We start from the raw sequence: 23,042 nt of genomic DNA, 5'->3' as shown, positions 1-23,042 counted from the left end.
AACACATTTTCGACCGACTATGACCGGCATGCCAGTCGATGACTGCGCCGTACCAAGGGCAACGCCCGCTAAAATGTCGAGTTGAGTGTGTCGAACGTAACCGTGGGCAGATGAGCATGCGAAGATTGATGTCCTTCCCCACGGCCTCCGCGTTTCTCGTCGGTGGGGCAATGACCTCATTGGTCTACTTCCTCACTCCGCTCATCTGGGAACGCGCGGACAGCGCGATTCCCCCGGCCCTCACACGCGAGACGATGCTGTTCGGCATTCTCGCCTGTACCGGCTTTCTCCTTGCGTTCCTTCGCGGCATCCAGGCGATCCGCCTGCAGAACAAGCTTCTGCTGCGCAAGGACGAAGAACTCGTGATCCACAATCAGGCGATCAGCGAGCATGCCATCGTCGACTACTGCGATCCCACCGGCACGATCTTCGACATCAACGAGAATTTCGCTCAGGTCTTCGGATATTCGCGCGAGGAGATCATCGGCAAGTCCACTTCGGTCCTCTATCCCGAGGAGAAAAGCGCCCTGTTCGAGGAGATCCTCGCGCACCTTGCCTCTGGGAAGACCTGGGCCGGCGAGCAGACGCTCGTCACCAAGTCCGGCGAGAGCCGTTCGATGCAGTGTTCCATCGTTCCGCTGAACGATTCCCGCGGCAATCACATCCGCAGCATTGCCATCCGTACGGACGTCACCGCGTCTCGCCGGGCTGAAGCCTACCAGCAGCAGACTACCCTTCTGGACGAGCTGTCGGACGAGGTCTTCATCATCTGCAGCGTTACGTTCACCCTGATCTACGCGAACGCCAAGGCGCGCCATCACCTCGCCGAGGTGAACGGCTGGAGCCAGGACGAGTGGAAGAACAAGTCGGTCGAGGAGGCGTTCACCCATTTCGACCGGACGAAATTCCGTGAGCGCGTCGCGTCCCTTCACGACCGGACCAAGACATCGCTGGTCTACGAGACCGATCACATGGAACAGCCCGCGGAAGTGAACGTCCAGATCATCAACGAGCCGTTCGACAAGCCCGCCTACGTCGCCGTGGTGCGGGACATCTCTGAGCGCAAGGAGGTCGAAGCCGCCAAGCGCGCCTTCGTATCCACCGTCAGCCACGAGCTTCGCACGCCGCTGACGGCCATCAAGGGGGCCCTCGGGCTGGCCCGTGCCGGCGTCACCGGGCAGTTGCCGGAGCGCGCCCAGCCCGTGATCGACATCGCTTACCGCAACAGCGAACGACTGCTGCTCGTCGTGAACGACATGCTGGACCTCGAAAAGATCGAAGCCGGCAAGATGGACTTCGTCTGCCGCACCATGGACCTTGCCGGCTTCCTCAAGGAAGCGATGGAGATCAACGGCGGGTACGGGGATGAGTTCGGCGTCAGCTTCGAAGGTGAAGGGCTCAATGACGGCCCGCGCGAAGTCATCGCCAATGCCGATCGCCTGATGCAGGTCGTCTCGAACCTTCTGTCGAACGCCTGCAAATACTCCTCCCCCGGAAGTGCGGTGAAGATCGCGCTGTCCGACGCCGGGATCGACTGGAGGATCTCGGTCACCGATACGGGCCCCGGCATTTCCGAGGATCAACGCGATCAGGTATTCGAGAAATTCAGCCAGGTCCGGCCCACCGACGGCAAGCCCCGCGTCGGCACCGGTCTCGGCCTCTCCATCGTCAAGGCGATCGTCGAACGCCATGACGGGCGAATCGATTTCGAGAGCGACGTCGGATGCGGCACGACCTTCTTCGTTGACCTGCCCAAAGCGGAAATCGGTTCAGAGCGAAAAGTCGCCGCAGAATAACCCGATTTTGACGCGACGGTTCACGTAGTGAGTCGGATCAGGAGAAAAGGGAGTGACGCATGCAAGCATTACGTAAGATCCTTCACGTCGATGATGACGTCGATATCCAGTTCATCGCCCGGATGTCCCTGGAAAGCGTCGGCGGCTTCGAAGTCGCTCAAGCGTCGAGCGGTGCCGATGCCCTCGACCTCGTGACGAGCTTTTCGCCCGACCTCATCCTGCTCGACGTGATGATGCCTTGCATGGACGGAGAGGAGACTCTGAGCCGGCTGCGTGAGATCCCCGGCCAGATGGATACCCCCGTGGTTTTCGTGACCGCCAAGGCCCATTCCGAGAACGTCTCGCGGCTGCTCGGTCAGGGCGCCATCGACGTGATCACAAAGCCGTTCGACCCGATGACCCTGCCCCAGGTGGTGCAGAGGGCGTGGGATCAACAATCGGTGGCGGCGGCCTGAGACAGTACCGTCCGTCCACGCAAGTCGCGGGCGGGCAGGACGTCATGAAGGCCGCATAGCGCGGCCGGCCTGCCGCGCCTTCTAATCAAATCGCTCTACGGGGCTGTCCGCCATGCACGCGCGGACCGTCCCGGTCGCACTGGCCCTGTTCCCCGCCTCCGCCCTGGTCTATTCGCTGTCTGGCGCAGCGGTGATGGGTGGCGTCATCGCCTTCAACACCGGCGCGCTCGATACATCGCGGATTGAGGACTTCGATGCCCCTGCCCTATCTCTACCTCGTGATCGCCATCGCGACCGAGACCATCGGCACGACGGCGCTCCAGGCCAGCCAGCAATTCACCAGGCTCACCCCGTCGATCGTCGTCTTCGTCGCCTATGGCGCATCGTTCTGGTTCATGGCCCTGGCCCTGAAGACGATGCCGATGGGGATCGTCTACGCGATCTGGTCAGGCCTCGGCATGGTCTTCATCGCGCTGATCGGCTTCGTCGTCTTCAGCCAGAAGCTGGATTTCTGGGCTCTGGTCGGCATCGGCCTGATCATGGCCGGCGTCCTTGTCATGCACCTGCTGTCGGACAGCGCGACGCATTGACGATCCGGCCTCAGGCCTCCAGTTCGGCATCCCAGTAGAGAAAATCGAGCCAGCTTTCGTGCAGGTGGCCGGGCGGGAAGCGGCGGCCCATGTTGCGCAGCTCCTCCGACCCCGGTTGCCTCGGGGTCTTGCGGAGCGCCATGCCGGCCTGCCGGAGGGATTTCGAGCCCTTGCGCAGGTTGCAGCGGGAGCAGGCCGCGACGACGTTCTCCCAGCTTGTGATCCCGCCACGGGCCCGTGGCACGACGTGGTCGAAGGTCAGGTCCCCCCGGCTGCCGCAGTACTGACAGCAGAATTCGTCCCTCAAGAATAAATTAAAGCGCGTGAAAGCCACGCGCTTCTGGGGTTTGACGAAATCTCTGAGGACGACGACCGAAGGTATTCGGATCCTGGTCGAAGGCGAATGCACGTACTCGTCGTACTCCGCCACGATCTGGACCCGGTCGAGCCAGGCCGCCTTGACCGCCTCCTGCCAGGGCCAGAGCGACAGCGGGTAGTAGGAGAGCGGTCTGTAATCCGCGTTGAGTACGAGGGCGGGATGATGCTTGAGCCCGCCGGGCTCTCTCACGAATTGCGTTCTGAAATCACCGTCCATACGTCATTCGTCCCCGCATCCCACGCCCTGAAGCGTCCGTCGCGGAAGCCGGGCCGCGCCGGAATTCAGATCGACTATATATGGCGCTTTTGGTCCCGCAAGCCTCTTCATGAGGGGGGCGGCGCCCCATGGGGACGTGATGCACTTGGGAGGTGACAGGGATATGACGCCGGGGGACTGCGCCCGGCTTTATCGTCAATCGATCCCGAAGACGTCCTTCAGGAAGGCGAGCGCCTGCCCCAGCCCGTCCGGTGCGATACCGTGGGGCGTGCCCTCCATCGTGTAGGTCGCGACGGAAAAGCCTGCCGCGGTGAGGTCCCGCTCCGCCTCGTCCATCGACGGATAGGGGACGACGTCGTCCCGATCGCCGTGGAGAAGGAGGATCGGCGGAAAGGACAGCGCCTCGGTCGGCAGCCGCTCGGGCGCCACGAGACGACCCGAAAAGCCTGCGATCCCGGCGATCTGGTCCTCGCGCCGCGGCGCGACATGAAGGGACATCATGGTGCCCTGCGAGAACCCGACGAGGGCGAGGCGATCCGCCTCCAGCCCCTCGTCGTTCAGGACCCGGGTAATGAACGCATCGAGATCCTCGGCCGACGCGACGAGGCCTTCCGCGGCCTCCTCCTCGCTCGAGCCGTCGATCCAGGGGATCGGAAACCACTGGAAACCGGCGGGATTTGCGGAGGACGGATCGGGCGCGTCCGGGGCGTAGAAGGCCGTATCCGGCAGATGCGGCGCAAGCGGCCCGGCGAGGCCCAGAAGGTCCGCGCCGTCCGCTCCGTAGCCATGCACGAAGATCACGATCTGTTTCGCGGTGCCCTTCGGCGCTCCCGCGCGCTTCGCATTCAGCTCTCGCATCATCTGATCCCCTCGCGTTGCTTGGCGATGTGGAAGTAGGCCCAGAGGAGCCGTGCTGCAACCGCACGCCAGGGAGACCACGCCTCCGCCATCTCCCTCAGCGCTTTTTCCCGCGGGCGGTCCTCCAGATCGAAGAGGATCCGGGCCGATTCCTGCAAGGCCAGATCGCCGGGCGCGAAGATGTCCGCCCGGCCGAGGGAGAACATCGCGTAGATCTCCGCCGTCCAGCGGCCGATGCCGGGCACGGCGGTCAGGGTCTCGACGACCTCCGCCTCAGGCGCGACACGCAGCGCGGCATAGTCGATCTTCGCCGCCGCAAGGGCGCGGCCGTAGCGGATCTTCTGGCGCGAGAGCCCGCAGGCCCTCAGCTCCTCGTCCGTGGCGCCGAGGACCTTGCGAGGGCCGGTCAGCTTCGCCGCCTTCAGCTTGTTCCAGATCGAATCCGCCGCCGCGACGGAGACCTGCTGCGACACGATCGCGGCCAGAAGCGCCTCGAACCCGTCCTTGCGCCGACGAAGCGGCAGCGGGCCGGTCGCCTCCAGCGCTTCGGCGAAGCGCGGATCCGCATTCGCGAGCCAGGCGGCGCCTTCGGCCACGCAAGCCTTATCCACGATGATGCGCCCCGCGACCGGGTGATGCCGCGCGCCCTCGATGTCGTTCAGCTCGTCCCTGCCCACGGGCGATCTCCTTGCTCCGGTGCGTGGCGCCCGGCATATCGCGCAGGCGGGCATTCGCCAACCGCCGCCCTGTGGAAGCTCAAATCACGCGGCGTTGCAGCATAAGGACTCGCAATGAAGCCTCATTCCGTGTAGGGGCCGCGCGACCCCTCCCGAAAAGGCGCCCCCATGGACCTTCGCAATATCGCGATCATCGCTCACGTTGACCACGGCAAGACCACTCTGGTGGACCAGCTCCTGCGCCAGTCCGGCGCCTTCCGGGAGAACCAGGCCGTTGCCGAGCGGGCCATGGACAGCAACGATCTCGAGCGCGAGCGCGGCATCACCATCCTCGCCAAGGCGACCTCGGTCGAGTGGAAGAATACCCGCATCAACATCGTGGACACGCCGGGTCACGCCGACTTCGGCGGCGAGGTCGAGCGCATCCTGTCGATGGTGGACGGCGTCGTTCTGCTGGTCGATGCCGCCGAAGGCCCGATGCCGCAGACAAAGTTCGTCACCTCCAAGGCACTGGCGCTGGGGCTGCGCCCGATCGTGGTGCTGAACAAGGTCGACAAGCCGGATGCCGATGCCGACCGGGCGCTCGACGAGGTGTTCGACCTGTTCGCCGGGCTCGATGCGGACGAGAACCAGCTCGACTTCCCGACGCTCTACGCCTCCGGCCGCGCCGGCTGGGCGGACGAGGAACTGGACGGACCGCGCGAGAACCTCGACGCGCTCTTCGATCTCGTCACCCGCCACGTGCCCGCGCCGAAGCAGCAGGGCCGTTCGGACGAGCCCTTCGCGATGCTCGCGACGACGCTCGGCGCCGACCCCTTCATCGGTCGCCTCCTGACCGGGCGGATCGAGAGCGGCCGCGTGAAGGCGGGTGATACGGTCAAGGCGCTGTCCCGCAAGGGCGACCGGATTGAACAGTTCCGGATCTCCAAGGTCATGGCCTTCCGCGGCCTGCAGCAGCAGCCCATCGACGAAGGCGTCGCCGGGGACATCGTCTCCCTCGCCGGCATGGGCAAGGCCACCGTCGCCGACACGATCTGCGCCACCGATGTCGACACCCCGATCCCCGCGCAGCCGATCGACCCGCCGACCATCTCCGTGACCTTCGGCATCAATGACAGCCCCCTTGCCGGCCGCGACGGCAAGAAGGTCCAGTCCCGCGTCATCCGCGAGCGCCTGATGACCGAGGCCGAGCAGAACGTCGCCATCCGCGTCACGGACACGCCGGGCGGCGAGGCCTTTGAGGTCGCCGGCCGCGGCGAACTCCAGATGGGCGTCCTGATCGAGAACATGCGGCGGGAGGGCTTCGAACTCTCGATTTCCCGTCCCCGCGTGATCATGCGCGACGAGGGCGGCCAGCAGATGGAGCCGATCGAGGAAGTCACCATCGACGTGGACGACGAGTTTTCCGGCGCCGTCATCGAGAAGCTGACCGGCGCCCGCCGCGGCGATCTCGTCGAGATGAAGCAGCAGACCGGCAAGACCCGCATCGTCGCGCATGTCCCCTCCCGCGGCCTCATCGGCTATCACGGAGAGTTCCTGACCGACACGCGCGGCACGGGCGTCCTGAACCGCGTCTTCCACAGCTGGGAGCCCTACAAGGGCACGATCCCCGGTCGCCGCGCCGGCGTGTTGATCTCCATGGAGAACGGCACCTCCGTCGCCTACGCGCTCTTCAACCTCGAGGACCGCGGCAAGATGTTCATCGGCGCGCAGGAAGCGATCTACGAGGGCATGATCATCGGCGAACACAGCCGTGAGAACGACCTCGACGTGAACCCGCTGAAGGGCAAGAAGCTGACCAACGTCCGCGCCTCCGGCACCGACGATGCCGTTCGCCTCACCACGCCGGTTCGCATGTCGCTCGAGGAGGCCATCGCCTATATCGACGATGACGAGCTGGTCGAAGTGACGCCGAACGCGATCCGCCTTCGCAAGCGCTTCCTCGACCCGCACGAACGCAAGCGTCAGTCCCGCGCCGCGGGCTGACCGAGCATCGCCCGGCCGCGGTGACCCGTGGCCGGGCGGTTCTTCTCTACCCGGGCGTCAGTCTTCGGCAATTACCACGACGGCATCGCCAGCGCCCACCCGGCCCGGCGCGACGATCTCGGCACACCAGCCCCCGTGGCCGCGCATCGCGTTGTAACCCCCCGGCCCCAGCTCCGCTTCCATCCTCGAGCACGGGGCGCAGGGCACCGTCAGCCTGAGCCGTGCGCCGCCGACATCGATCTCGCGCCCGCGCAGCGCCGACAGGTTGATCCCGGCCACGACGAGATTGCGTCGCAAGACCTCCGCCGCGACCTCCGTCCGCCCCGCCAGCGACGCGATCACCGGCAGATGCTCCCACTGGATCAACGTCACGGCTCTCTTGCCCGGCCGCGCATGATCTCCCTCGAGACCCGCCTCCTGAACCTGGACCTCCGGTACTCGAACAGGGTCCGACAGACGAACGGGCCGGAGGAGGATTGCCTCCACCCGGCCCGCTCTTGGAAACCGCGAAATCAGATCGGCCAGCGTGTCCACCGCCGGGTCAGATCGCTTCGAGATGCTTCTTCGCTGCAGCGATCGCGTCATCGGCGCGGGAGGCATCGGGACCGCCGCCCTGCGCCATGTCCGGCCGGCCGCCGCCGCCCTTGCCGCCGAGCTCGGCGACCGCCGCGCGCACCAGATCCACCGCGGAGACCTTTTCCGTCAGATCCGCCGTGACGCCGGCCGCGACCGCCGCCTTGCCGCCGGCATCCGCCACCAGCAGGATCGCGGCCGAGCCGAGACGCGCCTTCATCTCGTCGATGAGCCCGGGCAGGTCCTTACCGGTCACGCCCTGAAGCGACTGCGCCGCAAAGGGAATGCCGTTGACGGGTGCCGCCGACGCTTCGCCGCCGCCGGACGATGTGCCCATGGCAACCTGCCTGCGCAGGTCGGCGACTTCGGCCTGCAGCTTGCGCCGCTCGTCGACGAGCATGCGAACCCGGTCCACGACCTCGGCCTGAGACGCCTTCACGACGCCGGCGATCTCGGCCACCTTGCGGTCCTGATCCGCAAGGTAACGCCGTGCGGCCTCACCGGTCAGGGCCTCGATCCGGCGGACACCGGCAGATGAGGCGCTGTCCGCCAGAAGGACGAAGAGTCCGATATCGCCGGTTTGCCGGACATGGGTGCCGCCGCAAAGCTCGATCGAATAGGTCTGCCTGTCCCAGCCCTTGCCGGTTTCGCCCTGCCCCATGGACACGACGCGAACTTCGTCGCCGTACTTCTCGCCGAAGAGCGCCTGAGCGCCGAGGGCACGCGCCTCGTCCGGCGTCATCACGCGGGTCTCAACGGGTGAATTCTGGCGGATGAGCCGGTTCACCTCGGCCTCCAGCTCGGACTTGTCGTCGTCGGACAACGCCGCACCGTGGCTGAAATCGAACCGCAGACGATCGGGCGCATTCAGCGACCCGCGCTGCGCGACGTGATCGCCGAGCCGCTCCCTCAGCGCCTCGTTCAAAAGGTGCGTCGCGGAATGGTTCGCCCGGATACCGTCCCGACGTGCCGAATCCACCATGAGTTCGGCCCCGGTGTGGAGCGCGAACTTGCCCGAGGTGATCTCCGCCTGATGGAGCCAGAGCCCCGCCGCACGCTTGGTATCGACAATGCTCGCGGTGCCCTCGATCCCGGCGACCGTTCCGGTATCGCCGATCTGGCCGCCGGACTCGCCGTAGAACGGAGTCTGGTTGAAGATCAGCACGACGCTGTCGCCTTCCTCCGCCCGCTCGACCTCGGCGCCGTCCTTGACGATGGCGACGAGCTGCCCTTCGGCGCTGTCGCTGTCGTAGCCGAGGAACTCGGTGCCGCCGACGCGATCCGCGATCTCGAACCAGACGCGCGCATCGGTCGCCTCTCCGGAGCCGGACCAGGCCGCCCGCGCCTTCGCCTTCTGCTCCTCCATCGCCGCATCGAACCCGGCGGTCTCCACCTGCCGGCCGCGCTCCCTGAGCGCATCCTGTGTCAGGTCGAGAGGAAAGCCATAGGTGTCATAGAGCTTGAAGGCGGTCTCGCCGGGCAGCGTCGCATCGGGCGCAAGCTTGTCGAGCTCGTCGTCCAGAAGCCGCAGGCCCCGGTCCAGCGTCTGGCGGAAGCGCGTTTCCTCCGCCTCCAGCGTCTGGCGGATTAGGGACTGAGCCTGCCCGAGCTCGGCATAATGCCCGCCCATCTGGCGGACGAGTTCCGGCACGAGGCGATGCAGGAGCGGATCGGCCGCTCCCAGAAGGTGCGCATGGCGCATGGCGCGGCGCATGATCCGGCGCAGGACATAACCGCGCCCCTCGTTCGACGGCATCACCCCATCCGCAATGAGGAAGGACGCGGAGCGAAGGTGATCGGCGATGACGCGATGATGGGTGCGCCCGGGCCCGTCCGGATCGGAGGACGTCGCATGGGCGGATGCCTCGATCAGCGCGCGCATCAGATCGGTCGCGTAATTGTCGTTCGTGCCCTGAAGCAGCGCGGCGACCCGCTCGATCCCCATTCCGGTGTCGATGGACTGGTTCGGCAGATCGCGCCGCGTGCCGTCCTCGAACTGCTCGTACTGCATGAAGACGAGGTTCCAGATCTCGATGAACCGGTCGCCATCCTCCTCCGGACTTCCCGGCGGTCCGCCCCAGAAGTCCTCGCCGTGGTCGTAGAAGATCTCGGAACACGGGCCGCACGGGCCAGTGGGCCCCATGGTCCAGAAATTGTCATCGGTCGAAATGCGCAGGATCCGCTCATCCGGCAGACCGGCCACCTTCTTCCAGAGCTCGGCCGCTTCCTCGTCGGTGTGGTAGACCGTCACCAAGAGCTTGCTCTTGTCGATGCCGAGCTCGCGGGTCACCATCTCCCAGGCGAACGGGATCGCATCCGACTTGAAGTAATCCCCGAAGCTGAAATTTCCCAGCATTTCGAAGAAGGTATGATGCCGGTTTGTGTAGCCGACATTGTCCAGATCGTTGTGCTTGCCGCCAGCGCGGACGCATTTCTGGCTCGTAGTTGCGCGAGTGTAATCCCGCGTCTCGGCCCCGGTGAAAAGGTTCTTGAACTGCACCATGCCGCTGTTGGCGAACATGAGCGTCGGATCGTTCCGCGGAACGAGCGGCGAGGACGGAACCACGCGGTGGCCCTGCCGCTCGAAAAAATCAAGAAAAGTCGTCCTGATATCGTTCAGGCTGGGCATCGTGGCTCCCTCCGCGTTTGCGCCGCAGAGCAATAACGGGGGCGCTCGGGGGTGTCCACATCGTGCTTACCGGCTTGGCTTCGGCGCGGCGAGCATTGCTGCATCAGCCGGCGTGCCGGCGACCGGGACCGACCCGGTCGGAGACTTCGGCAATGGGAGCGCCGCGCCGGATCGGACGGCGCTCCCGATGCGTCAGCCTTCGACGAGATCGTCGCTGCCGCCCTCGTCGGACATGTGGAAATCGAGCCCATGCGCGGCGCGGATCTTTTCCTCAATCTCCTGCGCCGTCGCCTTATTCTCCTTCAAAAAGGTTTTTGCGTTCTCGCGACCCTGCCCGATCCGTTCGTCTCCGTAGGAGAACCACGAGCCCGACTTGTCCACCACGCCGGCTTTCACGCCGAGATCAAGAAGCTCGCCGGTCTTGGAGATGCCCTCGCCGTACATGATATCGAACTCGACCTGCTTGAACGGCGGCGCAACCTTGTTCTTGACCACCTTCACCCGAGTCGAGTTGCCGACCACTTCGTCCCGATCCTTGATGGAGCCGATCCGGCGGATATCGAGGCGTACGGAGGAGTAGAATTTCAGTGCGTTGCCACCGGTCGTGGTCTCGGGGCTGCCGAACATCACGCCGATCTTCATCCGGATCTGGTTGATGAAGATCACGGTGCACTTCGAGCGGGAGATGGATCCGGTGAGCTTGCGCATCGCCTGGCTCATGAGGCGCGCGTGCACGCCCACGGAGCTGTCGCCCATGTCGCCCTCGAGCTCGGATTTCGGCGTCAAAGCCGCGACCGAATCGACCACGACCATGCTCACCGCGCCCGAGCGCACCAGCGTATCCGTGATCTCGAGCGCCTGCTCGCCGGTATCCGGCTGCGAGATCAGGAGTTCATCGAGATCGACGCCGAGCTTCTTGGCGTATTGCGGATCGAGGGCATGCTCGGCATCGACGAAGGCGCAGACGCCGCCTTTCTTCTGCTCCTCGGCAACGCAGTGAAGGGTCAGCGTCGTCTTGCCGGAGCTTTCGGGGCCGTAGATCTCCACGATCCGGCCTTTCGGGATCCCGCCGATCCCGAGAGCGATATCGAGACCGAGGGAACCGGTAGACGTCGACTCGATCTCCATCAGGGCGTTCTCGCCGCCCAGTTTCATGATCGAGCCCTTGCCGAACTGGCGTTCGATCTGCGCCAGGGCGCTGTCGAGGGCCTTCTGCTTTTCGTTCGCGCGCTTGTCCGTCATATCGAAAATATTCGCCGTGGCCATTTCTGTCGCGTCCTTATCCCATGTGCCGCGCGGGGCGGCAATGACTGCCCGTGTTCACCACTTGTTCCACCCCTAGATGCCATCGCCCACGGTCTTATTCAAGATCTTTGTCACCCTCCATTTTCGCCTGATACACGTTAAGATAGAGTGAATCCGCGTTCCGAACCGAGGACAGCGCCATGATGATTTTCTGGGAGGCGGGGCTGGTGCTCCTGGCGGTGCCCAAAACCGGGACGCAGGCGCTCGAGGAAGCGTTCTCGCAGCGCGCCGACATCGTCTTCCGCCACCCGCCGCTGACCAAACACATGCCGTTGGGATGGTTTAGGCGGAAGATCCTTCCGCTCTTCGCCCCCGAGGATCAGGCCCGGCTGAAGAGCGTGGCGGTGATCCGGGAGCCGGTGGACTGGCTTGGAAGCTGGTACCGCTACAGGACCCGCGGGGACATTCTCGGCACACAGAACAGTACGGCCGGGATGGACTTTGCAACCTTCGCAGAGGGGTATCTGTCCGATGCGCAGCCATCCTACGCCACCGTGGGATCGCAGGGGAGGTTCCTGCAGGACAACAGGGGCCGGATCGCCGTGGATCACCTTTTTGCCTACGAGCGAATGGACGAACTTCTGGACTTCCTCGAAGACAAGGTCGGCCTTGCCGGGGTGACCCCGCCTATCCGCAACGCCTCTCCCGAACGCCCGCTCGATTTGCCCGACGAACTCCGGAACCGACTTCGGGAGAGCCTCGCGTTCGACATCGAGCTGCACGCCACGGCAATGAGGCGATAGGTGCCATCAATGCAGCTGTCGGCGCACTGTCTCGGTAAGGTCGTTCAAAGAGAACGGCTTGGACAGGAACGTCGAGTTCGGAATGCGGCTACGTTCCTCTGCGAAGTGCTCGTCCGCATAGCCGGAAACGAAGATGACACCGGTGCCCGGACGGCTTGCGAGCGCGCGTCGCACCCAGGTCGGACCGTCGAGTCCCGGCATCACGACATCGGTGACGAACAGATCGATCTCGAGGGCCGGGTCCTCGAGACGTAACAGGGCCTCTTCCGCGTTGCGCGCCTCGACGACCTCGTATCCTCGCATTCGAAGGGCGCGTGACGCGAACGCCCGAACGGGAGCCTCGTCCTCGACGAGAAGGATTTTGCCCAGATCGGTTCCCGGCATGGGGCGGGACGTCCCGTCTCGCATCATGCCGGAAGACATCGATGATTCCGTCAACTTTTCATGGATGTGACGAGGCGGATCGATGCCTGCCGTCTGGCTGCCAGTGGCATCGGTCGCGGGAGAGATGATCTCGATCGCCCCTTCGACCGCCTCAACCACACGCGCTTCCATCATCTGCTCCTCGAGGGAACTCGAAACCTCGCTCTGGGTCAGTTCTAGCGGAGGAGGCGCTGTCGCCTCCCCCGGGGGGCATGCGGGGAACAGAAGGAGGAACGTCGTCCCTGTCCCGAGAGCCGAGTCGACGAAGACATAGCCGCCGGACTGCTTCACGATCCCGTAAACCGTTGCCAGGCCGAGGCCAGTTCCCTCACCGGCGCGCTTGGTCGTGAAGAAGGGCTCAAAGATCTGGTCCAGCTTGTCGGGGGGAATGCCGACACCGTGGTCCGTCACGCGAACCGTGCAGTATCGTCCTGCCGGAACCGTCGCACGGTTCCTGCTCATGGGCGTCGTCAGGGTCAACGTCTCGGTCTCGATGCAGATCTCGCCCCCCTCCGGCATCGCGTCGCGCGCGTTCACCACGAGGTTCATGATCACCTGTTCGAGCTGCCGCTTGTCCGCTCGTATAGAAGCAAGTTCTTCAGCCTGCGCGAAGGTCAGCGACACCCGCTCCCCGACGATGCGATTGAGCAGATGAACGAGGTCGGAGAGCACATCCCGCAGGTCGATCCGCTCGGGCTGCATGGTCTGCTTGCGGGAAAACGCGAGGAGCTGGCTGACGAGACTGCTCGCGCGGTTCACGTTCTGTTCAATTTGGACCAGATCTGCGTATTCCGGGTCCCCCGCATCGTGACGCATCAATAGGAGTTCGCAATGCCCGAGGATTGCCGTGAGCAGGTTGTTGAAATCATGTGCAATTCCCCCGGCGAGTTGGCCGATGGCCTGCATCTTCTGGCTTTGCGTGAATTTGGCTTCGAGGGATTTGAGTTCGGTCGCATCCATAACGACGGCGGTAAGGCCAGCCGTTCCGGGTGAGGTGCTGAGGGTCACCTGGACGAACTTCTTTTCGCCGCGGCGGGATTGCAGGATCTCGGGTGACCCGAGTGTCAGGCCGCTGGCGGCATCCCGCAGCCATTCGTTGACCGGGCGACCGAGACCTTCGACAAGGTCGGCAAAATTCGCGCCCGGAGAGGCTTCAGGTCCAATCAGACCGCGAGCGAGATCGTTGGCACCGAGCACGTGCCCCTCCTGCGACAGCCGCAGGACCGCAACGGGCAGCATCTCGAGCGATGCGGCCTCCTCCGGGCTCAGCGGATCGTCCTGTGCAGGAAGGAGGTACACCTCCCGGCGCCCGTTCGGCGTGCCGATTTCGACGGTGCGAGCTCGGACGCTGCCATTGGGCGTGCGCACATTGTGCAGCGCGCCGCTCTGCAACGGCAGATCCTCGAAGATCGCATCCACGGTGCGGGCCGACGCGCCGACGAGGCGACGCATCGCGGCGTTCCGGAACAGGATCGCGCCCGAATCGCCCAGCGTCATCATGGGAAGGCCGATGCCGTCAGCAGACCGCCGGCCAATCTTTTCCGACAGTTCTTCGATGCGCCAGAGGGTCATACCGCCCCCGATCTCATGGGCCGCCATGCGAAGGTGCCCGCGCGTGCCGACAATGTCCTCCCGGCCCGCGCCGGACGCCGCAATCGACAGCGAGAGGCGGGACAGGAGTGCGGAGGGGTCTGCGACAGTTCCTCTCAGAGTGCGGGCAAGCGTCTCGCCCTTGCCCCCGAAACGATGTTCCGCTGCGGGATTTCGCAGCGCGATGGTTCCATCCGAGCGCGTTACGAAGACTGAAGCGGCATCGCTGCCTATGAGACGCGAGAGAGACGCCGTATCAGGAACGTCACGCCGCGCGAGAGCGAGGATGACGGCGCGCAGGAGCATGAGCGCGGCCATGACGCCCGCCGCGCTCAACGCACAGAGCGCTGCAAACCCCGGCGGAAGGAGATACGCCGCAACGCCGGCGGCAAGTGCCGCACCACCAAGGGCGGGAAACCTTGGAAAGCGATCCGCAAGACCGGCAGGAGCGGCGTGGACAACAGTCAAGGGACTTCCCCCGAAGCTACGTGGTCCCTGCCGTTATGACGCGCGAAGTGTTAACGGAGTCTTAAGCCGCGCTCTCTCTGACCAGAATCGCGGCGTAAAAGCCGTCTCCGCCCTCGAGGGGACTGAACCGGCGTTCCTCCCGGACGGTCCAGCCGGGCGTCTCACTGACAAACTTCGCGACCTGATCTTCGTTCTCGGCACGCAGCAAGGAGCAGGTGAGATAGGCGATCGCATGTGAGGAAAGCGCCGCGGCGCGGCGCAGAAGGCCGGCCTGGACATCTCTCAGCTCATCGAGCCGCTCCGGGGTCAGGGACCATTTCGCCTCCGGCTGACGACGCCAGGCGCCGCTGCCGGAACACGGCACGTCCAAGACCACGACAGGATACCTTGCGTCGTCTTTAATTTGTTTCGCGACAGCAACTTGCGACGCGACTTTTGCGCGGCCTGCACGCTCCGGGATGTCACGCATGCGGATCGGATCCGCATCATGGGCGACGACGGTGGCTCCGCGTGCGGCCAGCGCGAGCGCCTTGCCACCACCTCCCGCGCAATAATCGAGGATGTCGCCGTGCTCCGGAACGGGGATCAGGGCGGCGGCCGCTTGCGACGCGGCATCCTGAAGCTCGACAAGCCCATCCAGAAAGGCGTTCGAATTCCGTATCTTGCGAGCCCCTTCTGTCACGCGGAGCGCTGTTGTGCATAGTGGATGGAGCTCGGCTTCGATCCCCTCTTTCGCAAGCCTCGCCTGAACGTCCGCCGGGTCCATTCGGGCGATGTTGGCCCGCAAGGTTACCGGAGCTCTTGCACGCAATTCATTAAGAACGAGGGAATAATCGTTTCCAACAGACTGGCGCAGATCGGCCAGGAGCCAATCCGGGACATCGAGCGTTTCGGCCTCCGTGACGGGACCCGTCGCGGCCAGCTCCTCGTCAGTGGCGGGCGCCAAGGCGTATGTCCCGCCGGTGAACCAGCCGGACGGCGCCTCGCCCCGTTCGCGCAGGAGGCCGAGGACGATCCCGCGGCCGGTTTCGCCGCCGCCCCGGGCCGCAGCCGAACGTCGCCTGCGCAGACCGTCGAAGACCATGTCACGGATCGCTGCGCGGTCCTTCGAGCCTGCGAAGCGGCTGCGGCGCGCCCAGTTGGTCAGTTCCTTCTCGGCGGGGCCTCCTGCGAGGATGCGGTCCAGGATCTCGGCGGCGGCAGCGGCGCGCGCCGGCGGGGTCACGACCTCCCCCCGGTGTCTCGGCAGAGCAGTCTTTCATTTGACAGACGCGGCCCCGACCGGCCAGTGAACGAAGCGAAGATGAAAAGCGAGTGGTACATGAAGACGATCTTCCTTCTGAACGGGCCCAACCTCAACCTGCTCGGTCAGAGGCAGCCGGAGATCTACGGCGCCGAAACGCTCGAAGACGTGGAACGGATCGCGCGGGACGCGCTGGCCGACGGTTTCACGCTGGAGGCGATGCAGTCGAACCACGAAGGCGCCCTGATCGACAGTATCCAGGAGGCGCGAACGAAAGCGGCCGGGATCGTCATCAATCCCGGCGCCTATTCGCACACCTCGATCGCCATTCTCGACGCGCTGAACGCCTTCGAGGGGCCGGTGATGGAAGTGCATATCTCCAACATCCACCGGCGCGAAAGCTTCCGCCACACGTCCTATGTCAGTCTCCGCGCGGACGGGGTGATCGCCGGACTGGGACCAGAAGGCTACGCCGCCGCCGTGCGGCGGATCTGCGCCCTGGTCCCGGCCGGTCCTCAGCCGATCCGGTAGTTCGGGCTCTCCCGCGTGATGGTCACGTCGTGGACGTGGCTTTCCTTCAGGCCCGCCCCTGTGATCTTCACGAACGTACAGTTGCGGCGCATCTCCTCGACGGTCGCCGCGCCGGTATACCCCATCGCCGCGCGAAGGCCGCCGACGAGCTGGTGCACCACCGCCTGGGCGGAGCCCTTGTAGGGAACCTGTCCCTCGATCCCCTCGGGGACGAGCTTGTCCGTTGCGGCGTCTTTCTGGAAATACCGGTCGGCGGAGCCGCGGGCCATGGCGCCGAGGGACCCCATGCCGCGATAGGTCTTGTAGGACCGGCCCTGGTACAGGATGACCTCGCCCGGGCTCTCGTCCGTGCCGGCGATCATCGATCCGACCATGGCGCAGGAGGCACCTGCGGCGATGGCCTTGGCGAAATCTCCGGACAGCTTGATCCCGCCATCGGCGATGACGGGCGTATCCCCCGCCGCCGCGGCACAATCCATGATCGCCGTGAGCTGCGGTACGCCGACACCGGCGACCATCCGTGTCGTGCAGATGGATCCCGGCCCGATGCCGACCTTGATCGCGTCCGCCCCGGCGCCGATTAGCGCTCGGGTGGCCTCGGCGGTGGCAACGTTGCCGGCGGCGACCTGAACGTCATTCGACAGCCGCTTGATTCGTTCGACGGCCTTGGCGACGCCTTCGGAATGGCCGTGCGCGGTGTCCACCACGATCATGTCGCAGCCGGCATCGATCAGCGCCTCTGAGCGCTCGAAGCCCGAATCCCCGACCGTCGTCGCGGCGGCGACGCGCAGGCGCCCGAGGCGGTCCTTGCAGGCATTGGGATTGAGGACGGCCTTTTCCAGGTCCTTCAGCGTCAGAAGCCCGGTGAGCTTGCCGGAGGCGTCCACCACGAGAAGCTTCTCGATCCGGCGGGCCTGCATCATCGACCGCGCCTCCTCGAGATCAGCGGGTTCGGTCAGGATCGCGAGCCGATCCGAGGTCATCATGGTGGAGACGGGCGTCTTGTCATCCGAAGCAAAGCGCATGTCCCGGTTGGTGACGATGCCGACGACACGGTTCGAGGCGTCCACCACCGGGAAGCCGGTGACGCTGTAGCGGGCCTGGAGCGCCTTCGCATCCGCCAGGGTCTGGTCGGGCGTCAGCGTGACGGGATTGTAGACGGTTCCGCTCTCGAAGCGCTTGACGCGGCGTACCTCCTCCTCCTGCTGTTCCAGCGTGAGGTTGCGGTGGATGACCCCCATGCCGCCCGATTGCGCCATGGCGATCGCCATGCGTCCCTCGGTCACGGTGTCCATCGCGGAACTCAGGACCGGAATGTTCAGGCGGATGGAGCGGGTGACGTATGTCCCGACATCGGCGGTGGAGGGCAGCACGCGGCTTTCCGCGGGCACCAGCAGCACATCATCGAAGGTCAGGGCCTCTCGAATCTCCATCTCACGCTCCTCGGGACGGTATCAATTGGCGCGTCCCTATTGCACGATGCCCGGCCGGGTGAAAGGCCCTCCGCTTCGGTCAATCCGCCGCGGCCCGTCCCGACCAGGCGCGGCGCGCGCCGCCGAGAGCGGAAACCGGTAGCCATCCGCCCTGCCCGTCCGGCCAGAGGGCGAGTGTCCCGGTGCGACCCAGCGTTTCGGAATCCAGCATCAGGCATGGCCCGTCGCGGGGCGGGTCCGTGGCGGTGGTCACGACGATATGGGCCGTATCGCAGGCGGCCCCGGCACGGGCGGCGTTCCCCCGGCCGGTGACGACGGCGAGCGTCTGACCGCCGGGCAGGTCCGCACGAAACTCCCCCGGGCGACCGGTGAAGCCGGGGCGACGGGCGGCGGCGTCCTGAAGCGCGGTATCGCCGTCATTCTCCAGCCAGATCGAGGCGACGAACCCGTCCCCGACGGGTTTCGACAGCGCGCGCCCCTCCTCCCCCATGATCCCGACGAGCCCCCCGGACGCCGCGATCAGAACGGGCGGACGCTCCGTCCCCCACCAGAGCGCCAGCGCGGCGGCCAGCACCGGCAGGCCGGCAAGACGCGCCAGTCCCTGCCAGAGAATCAGCCAGAGCGCCCCGAGTGTGAGAAGCGGGAGAACAGCCAGGCCGGGCGCATGGACCGCGGTCACCGCGCCCGGCCAGGAGGACACGGTCTCGGCGACGCGGAGGATCCAGACGAGGCCCAGTTTCATCACGCCGAGCCCGATCCCCGAGAGGCCGAGAGGCCAGAGGCAGGCGGTCAGGACGGCGGCCGGCATGACGAGAAGACCCATCACCGGCACACTGAGGAGGTTCGCGATCAGCCCGTAATCGGACAGGCGCCCGAAATGCGCGGCGGCGTAGGGGGCCGTCGCGGCGCCGGCGATGGCGGAGGACAGGAAGGTCGCGAGGATCGGGGTCGCGATCCGCGGCATCCGCGGGCCGATATCCTGCAGGCCTCTCAAGCTTCCGAAGATGGCGACGAGGGCCGTCGTCGCGGCGAAGGACATCTGGAAACCGGGCGACAACAGCTCTTCAGGCCTCCGCGCAAGGACGATCAGCGCGGCGATGGCGACGGCCCTGAGAGAAATCGCCCGACGTTCCAGAAGGACCGCGCCGAGCATCACGGAGACCATCACGAAGGCCCGCTCGGTCGAGACCGACCCGCCCGAGAGCGCAAGATACCCCGCCGCCGCTACCAGCGCGCCGGACGCGGCGATCTTCCGGCAGGGCCAGCGCAGCGCGGCGTAGGGCACGAGCGCGAGCCCCAGCCGGATCGCGCCCAGAACGACGCCTGTCAGAAGGCCCATGTGCAGCCCGGAGATCGCGAGAAGATGCGCGAGGTTGGACGCGCGCAGATGCTCCAGCCGCTCCAGATCGAGCCCGGAGCGGTCCCCCGTCAGGATGGCCGCGGCAAAGGCGCCGGCCGGCCCGTCCATCTGGGCGCGGACTCCGGCGCTGATCGACATGCGGAGGCGGAAGATCCAGGCGGACGGCCCCGTGTCGCGGCTGTCGTCCATCGTGAGGACCGGCGTGCGGGTGTATCCGACGGCGCCGAGCCGGTCGAACCAGGCATGGCGCCTGAAATCGAAGCCCCCGGGCTCAGCCGGGCCGTTCGGCGGGGAGAGATTGGCGGTCAGCATGATCGCGCGGCCCGGTTCCGGCACGAAATAGTCCTGCGGCCCGTAGAGGGAGACGCGGACGCGCTCCGGCGTGGGGGCGGGCGGCAGGTCCCCGAGATGGACCTCATCCAGCGTGAGGCGGACCGCGTCCGAGGCGGAGCGGTCGATCCCGACGATCCGTCCCTCGACCGGGCCGTAGTAACGAAAGCCGAGAACGGGAGCGCCGACGCTGCGGGCGCGCAGGTCCGCCGCGATGCCGCCGGCGAGAATGAAGGCGAGCGCCAGGATCAGTGGCGCTCCCGGCCCCGCCCGCCCCGCGACGAGACCGAGCGTCACGCAGGCGAGGCTCGCCGCGACGAGCGCCACTGGCGCCGGATCCGACGGCAGCGCGAACCAGATCGCGATGCCGATCCCGAAGGCCACCGGCGCCCAGTGCAGCAGATGACCCCTCTGGCGCTGAACCGCTCGCACCACGAGACCGGATGGCCCGGCCCGGCGCGCGCCCTCGTCCGGAGCCTCCCTTGTTCCCGTCACGTCGCTTGCATACACGTCGCCCGAGTACCGGCGGACCGGTTAGCGCAAGGTTAACGCCGGCGCGGCCACCGCCCTTGCAGATGACCCAGGAAAGAGCGGAGAGCGGCGCCATGACGGACGAGACGAGAGCGACGGGCGGGACCGGGCAGACGGAGGTCGTCACCCGCTTCGCCCCCTCGCCCACCGGCGCACTGCATATCGGCGGCGCGCGGACGGCGCTCTTCAACTGGCTCTTCGCCCGCGGCCATGGCGGAACGTTCCTCCTGCGGATCGAGGATACCGACCGGGCCCGCTCCACCCCCGAAGCCGAGCGCGCGATCTTCGACGGGCTGACCTGGCTCGGCCTCGACTGGGACGGCGACGCCGTCAGCCAGGCCGCGCAGGCGGAGCGGCACCGCGAGGTCGCGGAGGCGATGCTCGAGGGCGGCACGGCCTACAAGTGCTTCTCGACCCCCGAGGAGGTCCAGCAAGCCCGGGAGGACGCCCGCGCGGAGGGACGCTCCACCAATTTCGTCAGCCCCTGGCGGGATGTGCCCGAGAGCGAGCACCCGGGTGATCGGCCCTTCGTCGTGCGCATCAAGGCTCCCCGCGAGGGCCAGACGGTGATCGAGGATGCCGTTCAGGGCAGCGTCACCTGGGCCAGCCGCGACCTCGATGACATGGTCCTTCTGCGGTCCGACGGCACGCCCACCTACATGCTTGCCGTGGTCGTCGACGATCACGACATGGGCGTCACCCACGTCATCCGCGGGGACGATCACCTCGCCAATGCCGCGCGGCAGAAACTGATCTACGACGCGATGGGCTGGACCGTCCCGGTCTTTGCACACATCCCGCTGATCCTCGGACCCGACGGCAAGAAGCTGTCCAAGCGTCACGGCGCGACGGGCGCCGCCGAGTACCGCGCCATGGGGTATCCCGCGGCGGCGATGCGCAACTACCTGGCGCGCCTTGGCTGGTCCCACGGCGATGACGAGTTCTTCACCGACGAGCAGGCCAAAGAGTGGTTCGACCTGGCCGGAATCACCAAGAGCGCCGCCCGTCTCGACTTCAAAAAGCTGGAGCATATCAGTGGCTTGCATATCGCTTCTGCACCGGACGCCGCCCTCGTCGAGGAAGCGGACGGCTATCTTGCGGCAACCGGAGCGCCGCCCCTTTCGGACGATCAGCGTGCGGCCTTTCTCGCCGCGATGCCGCATCTGAAGGAACGGGCCAAGACCTTCGGCGATCTGCTGGAGAAAGCGCATTTCGCACTCGGAACCCGCCCCTTCACCCCCGACGAAAAGGCAGCCAAGGCGCTCGACGCCGACGCCCGTGCGCTTCTCGGCGATTTGACGCCGCACCTGCGAAAGGCTACTTGGGAGCGCACCGCACTCGAAACGGCATGCGGCGATTTCGCCGCCGAACGGGGACTAAAGTTCGGCAAGATTGCCGGCCCCATCCGCGCCGCTTTGTCGGGGCGGACAGTTACCCCGAGTGTCTTTGACATGATGCTCGTGATCGGCCGGGACGAGACCATCGACCGGCTCAAGGACGCGGCGAAGGGCTGAACCAAGAGCCCCCCGTATGCAGCACCGATACCGCCCCGGCGGATTCGAAAGAGGACGATCCATGCCCGACGACAAACAGGACGCGAAAACGGCCACACTGACCTTCGACAACAAGTCGCTGGAGCTGCCCATGCTCTCGCCGACCTGCGGTCCGGACGTGATCGATATCCGCAAGCTCTACGCCCAGGGTGACATCTTCACCTACGATCCGGGCTTCACGTCCACTGCCGCCTGCGAAAGCAACATCACCTTCATCGACGGCGAGGAAGGCGTGCTCCTGCACCGGGGCTACCCGATCGAGCAGCTCGCGCAGCAGTCCCACTTCCTCGAGGTCTGCTACCTGCTGCTCTACGGCGAGCTTCCCTCCGCCGAGAAGCTCGAGGATTTCGAGAATCGTGTGACCAAGCACACGATGATCCACGAGCAGATGAAGAACTTCTTCTCCGGCTTCCGTCGCGACGCGCATCCGATGGCGATCATGACTGGCGTCGTCGGTGCGATGTCCGCCTTCTACCACGACAGCACGGACATCCACGATCCGTGGCAGCGCGAGGTCGCCTCGATCCGGCTCATCGCCAAGATGCCGACGATCGCCGCGATGGCGTTCAAGTATTCGATGGGTCAACCCTTCGTCTATCCGCTGAACGAGCTCGACTATGCGTCGAACTTCCTGCGGATGTGCTTCTCCGTGCCTGCCGAGGAGTATCACGTCGACCCGATCCTCGCCCGCGCGATGGACCGGATCTTCACCCTCCATGCGGACCACGAGCAGAACGCGTCGACCTCCACGGTCCGGCTCGCCTCCTCGTCGGGGGCTAACCCGTTTGCCTGCATCGCGGCCGGCATCGCCTGCCTCTGGGGCCCGGCACATGGCGGCGCCAACCAGGCCTGTCTCGAGATGCTGCGGGAGATCGGCACCGTCGACCGGATCCCCGAGTTCATCGCCCGCGCCAAGGACAAGAACGACCCGTTCCGGCTGATGGGCTTCGGCCACCGCGTCTACAAGAACCACGACCCGCGGGCCACGGTGATGAAGGAAAGCGCCGACGAGGTGCTGGAGCTGATGGGGATCGAGAACAACCCGACGCTCCAGGTCGCCAAGGAACTGGAAAAGCAGGCGCTCGAAGATCCCTACTTCACCGAGAAGAAGCTCTTCCCGAACGTCGATTTCTATTCCGGCATCATCCTCGACGCGATGGGCTTCCCGACCTCCATGTTCACCCCGATCTTCGCGCTGTCGCGCACGGTCGGCTGGGTCGCCCAGTGGAAAGAGATGCTGACGGACGACCACATGAAGATCGGCCGTCCGCGCCAGCTCTATACCGGCGCCGGTCCCCGCGATTACGTCGAGGTGGAGAACCGCTGAGGGCGGTTTCCCGTCGATTTGCCGTTGAAAAGGCCCCGCCTGTTGG

At 65.8% G+C, this 23,042-nt stretch carries 18 protein-coding genes; 8 read left to right on the top strand and 10 right to left on the bottom strand.

What is annotated here, in order from left to right; genetic code table 11:
- The first annotated feature begins 110 nt into the window (after positions 1-110).
- From DQG15_RS00705 to DQG15_RS00695, 3 genes are all read left to right on the top strand, one after another.
- Positions 111-1,796, top strand: coding sequence for an ATP-binding protein (locus DQG15_RS00705; protein ID WP_232830651.1), 1,686 nt, complete (start codon positions 111-113; stop codon positions 1,794-1,796).
- Between the two features lie 59 nt (positions 1,797-1,855).
- Positions 1,856-2,251: a response regulator gene (locus tag DQG15_RS00700; protein ID WP_116081943.1), complete on the top strand. Its 396-nt coding sequence runs from the start codon at positions 1,856-1,858 to the stop codon at positions 2,249-2,251.
- A 254-nt stretch (positions 2,252-2,505) separates the two neighbouring features.
- Positions 2,506-2,841: a multidrug efflux SMR transporter gene (locus DQG15_RS00695; RefSeq protein ID WP_116081942.1), complete on the top strand. Its 336-nt coding sequence runs from the start codon at positions 2,506-2,508 to the stop codon at positions 2,839-2,841.
- Between the two features lie 10 nt (positions 2,842-2,851).
- On the opposite strand, the gene DQG15_RS00690 is transcribed toward DQG15_RS00695, so the two are convergent.
- The 3 genes from DQG15_RS00690 to DQG15_RS00680 all read right to left on the bottom strand — a co-directional run bounded on the left by DQG15_RS00690 (position 2,852) and on the right by DQG15_RS00680 (position 4,971).
- Complete coding sequence (locus DQG15_RS00690) at positions 2,852-3,436, bottom strand: HNH endonuclease (RefSeq protein WP_116081940.1); 585 nt, start codon at positions 3,434-3,436, stop codon at positions 2,852-2,854.
- Positions 3,437-3,631: 195 nt separating this feature from the next.
- Positions 3,632-4,297: an alpha/beta hydrolase gene (locus DQG15_RS00685; protein WP_116081938.1), complete on the bottom strand. Its 666-nt coding sequence runs from the start codon at positions 4,295-4,297 to the stop codon at positions 3,632-3,634.
- Positions 4,294-4,971 carry a DNA-3-methyladenine glycosylase gene (locus tag DQG15_RS00680; RefSeq protein WP_232830650.1) on the bottom strand — a complete coding sequence of 226 codons (678 nt, stop codon included), beginning with the start codon at positions 4,969-4,971 and terminating at the stop codon, positions 4,294-4,296. Before DQG15_RS00680 ends, DQG15_RS00685 begins: the two co-directional genes overlap by 4 nt.
- 168 nt (positions 4,972-5,139) lie before the next feature.
- On the opposite strand from DQG15_RS00680, the gene typA reads away from it, so the two are divergent.
- Entirely contained in the window at positions 5,140-6,957 is a 1,818-nt protein-coding gene (gene typA, locus DQG15_RS00675; protein WP_116081935.1) for a translational GTPase TypA, read from the top strand.
- 57 nt (positions 6,958-7,014) lie between these two features.
- Here typA and DQG15_RS00670 read toward each other — a convergent pair whose 3' ends face one another.
- The 3 genes from DQG15_RS00670 to recA form a co-directional block, all read right to left on the bottom strand.
- On the bottom strand, positions 7,015-7,491 hold the full coding sequence (locus DQG15_RS00670) for an MOSC domain-containing protein (protein ID WP_232830649.1): 477 nt from the start codon (positions 7,489-7,491) through the stop codon (positions 7,015-7,017).
- A 7-nt stretch (positions 7,492-7,498) separates the two neighbouring features.
- Positions 7,499-10,159, bottom strand: a complete 2,661-nt coding sequence (gene alaS / locus DQG15_RS00665; protein ID WP_116081933.1) for an alanine--tRNA ligase — start codon at positions 10,157-10,159, stop codon at positions 7,499-7,501.
- Between the two features lie 192 nt (positions 10,160-10,351).
- Positions 10,352-11,425: a recombinase RecA gene (gene recA / locus DQG15_RS00660; protein WP_116081932.1), complete on the bottom strand. Its 1,074-nt coding sequence runs from the start codon at positions 11,423-11,425 to the stop codon at positions 10,352-10,354.
- A 179-nt stretch (positions 11,426-11,604) separates the two neighbouring features.
- On the opposite strand from recA, the gene DQG15_RS00655 reads away from it, so the two are divergent.
- A complete protein-coding gene (locus tag DQG15_RS00655) occupies positions 11,605-12,207 on the top strand; it encodes a gamma-glutamyl kinase (protein ID WP_116081930.1) in 603 nt (200 codons plus the stop codon).
- Between the two features lie 6 nt (positions 12,208-12,213).
- Here DQG15_RS00655 and DQG15_RS00650 read toward each other — a convergent pair whose 3' ends face one another.
- Together DQG15_RS00650 and DQG15_RS00645 are read right to left on the bottom strand one after the other, a co-directional pair.
- On the bottom strand, positions 12,214-14,538 hold the full coding sequence (locus DQG15_RS00650) for an ATP-binding protein (RefSeq protein ID WP_116081928.1): 2,325 nt from the start codon (positions 14,536-14,538) through the stop codon (positions 12,214-12,216).
- 211 nt (positions 14,539-14,749) lie between these two features.
- A complete protein-coding gene (locus tag DQG15_RS00645; protein ID WP_116081926.1) occupies positions 14,750-15,913 on the bottom strand; it encodes an RsmB/NOP family class I SAM-dependent RNA methyltransferase in 1,164 nt (387 codons plus the stop codon).
- Positions 15,914-16,009: 96 nt separating this feature from the next.
- Between DQG15_RS00645 and aroQ the strand changes: the two genes are divergently transcribed.
- Positions 16,010-16,462, top strand: a complete 453-nt coding sequence (gene aroQ, locus DQG15_RS00640; RefSeq protein WP_116083638.1) for a type II 3-dehydroquinate dehydratase — start codon at positions 16,010-16,012, stop codon at positions 16,460-16,462.
- Here the strand turns inward: aroQ and guaB are convergent.
- Positions 16,447-17,895 carry an IMP dehydrogenase gene (gene guaB / locus DQG15_RS00635; protein WP_116081925.1) on the bottom strand — a complete coding sequence of 483 codons (1,449 nt, stop codon included), beginning with the start codon at positions 17,893-17,895 and terminating at the stop codon, positions 16,447-16,449. The two genes, aroQ and guaB, sit on opposite strands and share 16 nt — an antisense overlap.
- 79 nt (positions 17,896-17,974) lie before the next feature.
- The gene (locus DQG15_RS00630; RefSeq protein WP_116083636.1) at positions 17,975-20,080 is read right to left on the bottom strand and encodes a ComEC/Rec2 family competence protein; all 2,106 of its coding nucleotides are present in this window, start codon (positions 20,078-20,080) and stop codon (positions 17,975-17,977) included.
- 110 nt (positions 20,081-20,190) lie between these two features.
- Here DQG15_RS00630 and gltX point away from each other — a divergent pair, with 110 nt between their 5' ends.
- Both gltX and DQG15_RS00620 read left to right on the top strand, forming a co-directional pair.
- Positions 20,191-21,630 carry a glutamate--tRNA ligase gene (gene gltX / locus DQG15_RS00625; RefSeq protein ID WP_116081923.1) on the top strand — a complete coding sequence of 480 codons (1,440 nt, stop codon included), beginning with the start codon at positions 20,191-20,193 and terminating at the stop codon, positions 21,628-21,630.
- A gap of 61 nt (positions 21,631-21,691) precedes the next feature.
- The gene (locus tag DQG15_RS00620) at positions 21,692-22,996 is read left to right on the top strand and encodes a citrate synthase (protein ID WP_116081921.1); all 1,305 of its coding nucleotides are present in this window, start codon (positions 21,692-21,694) and stop codon (positions 22,994-22,996) included.
- The last annotated feature ends 46 nt before the right edge of the window (positions 22,997-23,042 follow it).

Source organism: Tropicimonas sp. IMCC34011 (assembly GCF_003390865.1).
In the GTDB taxonomy this organism is placed as follows: Bacteria; Pseudomonadota; Alphaproteobacteria; order Rhodobacterales; family Rhodobacteraceae; genus Tropicimonas_B.
The sequence above is the reverse complement of the archived record's forward strand: the minus strand, read 5'-3'. Positions and strand labels throughout refer to the sequence as shown.

Excerpts from the sequence above, each read along its gene's own strand:
- DQG15_RS00705 (WP_232830651.1), top strand. The coding sequence starts at position 111 with ATGAGCATGCGAAGATTGATGTCCTTCCCCACGGCCTCCGCGTTTCTC.
- DQG15_RS00700 (WP_116081943.1), top strand. The coding sequence starts at position 1,856 with ATGCAAGCATTACGTAAGATCCTTCACGTCGATGATGACGTCGATATC.
- DQG15_RS00695 (WP_116081942.1), top strand. The coding sequence starts at position 2,506 with ATGCCCCTGCCCTATCTCTACCTCGTGATCGCCATCGCGACCGAGACC.
- DQG15_RS00690 (WP_116081940.1), bottom strand. The coding sequence starts at position 3,436 with ATGGACGGTGATTTCAGAACGCAATTCGTGAGAGAGCCCGGCGGGCTC.
- DQG15_RS00685 (WP_116081938.1), bottom strand. The coding sequence starts at position 4,297 with ATGATGCGAGAGCTGAATGCGAAGCGCGCGGGAGCGCCGAAGGGCACC.
- typA (WP_116081935.1), top strand. The coding sequence starts at position 5,140 with ATGGACCTTCGCAATATCGCGATCATCGCTCACGTTGACCACGGCAAG.
- alaS (WP_116081933.1), bottom strand. The coding sequence starts at position 10,159 with ATGCCCAGCCTGAACGATATCAGGACGACTTTTCTTGATTTTTTCGAG.
- recA (WP_116081932.1), bottom strand. The coding sequence starts at position 11,425 with ATGGCCACGGCGAATATTTTCGATATGACGGACAAGCGCGCGAACGAA.
- DQG15_RS00655 (WP_116081930.1), top strand. The coding sequence starts at position 11,605 with ATGATGATTTTCTGGGAGGCGGGGCTGGTGCTCCTGGCGGTGCCCAAA.
- DQG15_RS00650 (WP_116081928.1), bottom strand. The coding sequence starts at position 14,538 with ATGGCCGCGCTCATGCTCCTGCGCGCCGTCATCCTCGCTCTCGCGCGG.
- aroQ (WP_116083638.1), top strand. The coding sequence starts at position 16,010 with ATGAAGACGATCTTCCTTCTGAACGGGCCCAACCTCAACCTGCTCGGT.
- guaB (WP_116081925.1), bottom strand. The coding sequence starts at position 17,895 with ATGGAGATTCGAGAGGCCCTGACCTTCGATGATGTGCTGCTGGTGCCC.
- gltX (WP_116081923.1), top strand. The coding sequence starts at position 20,191 with ATGACGGACGAGACGAGAGCGACGGGCGGGACCGGGCAGACGGAGGTC.
- DQG15_RS00620 (WP_116081921.1), top strand. The coding sequence starts at position 21,692 with ATGCCCGACGACAAACAGGACGCGAAAACGGCCACACTGACCTTCGAC.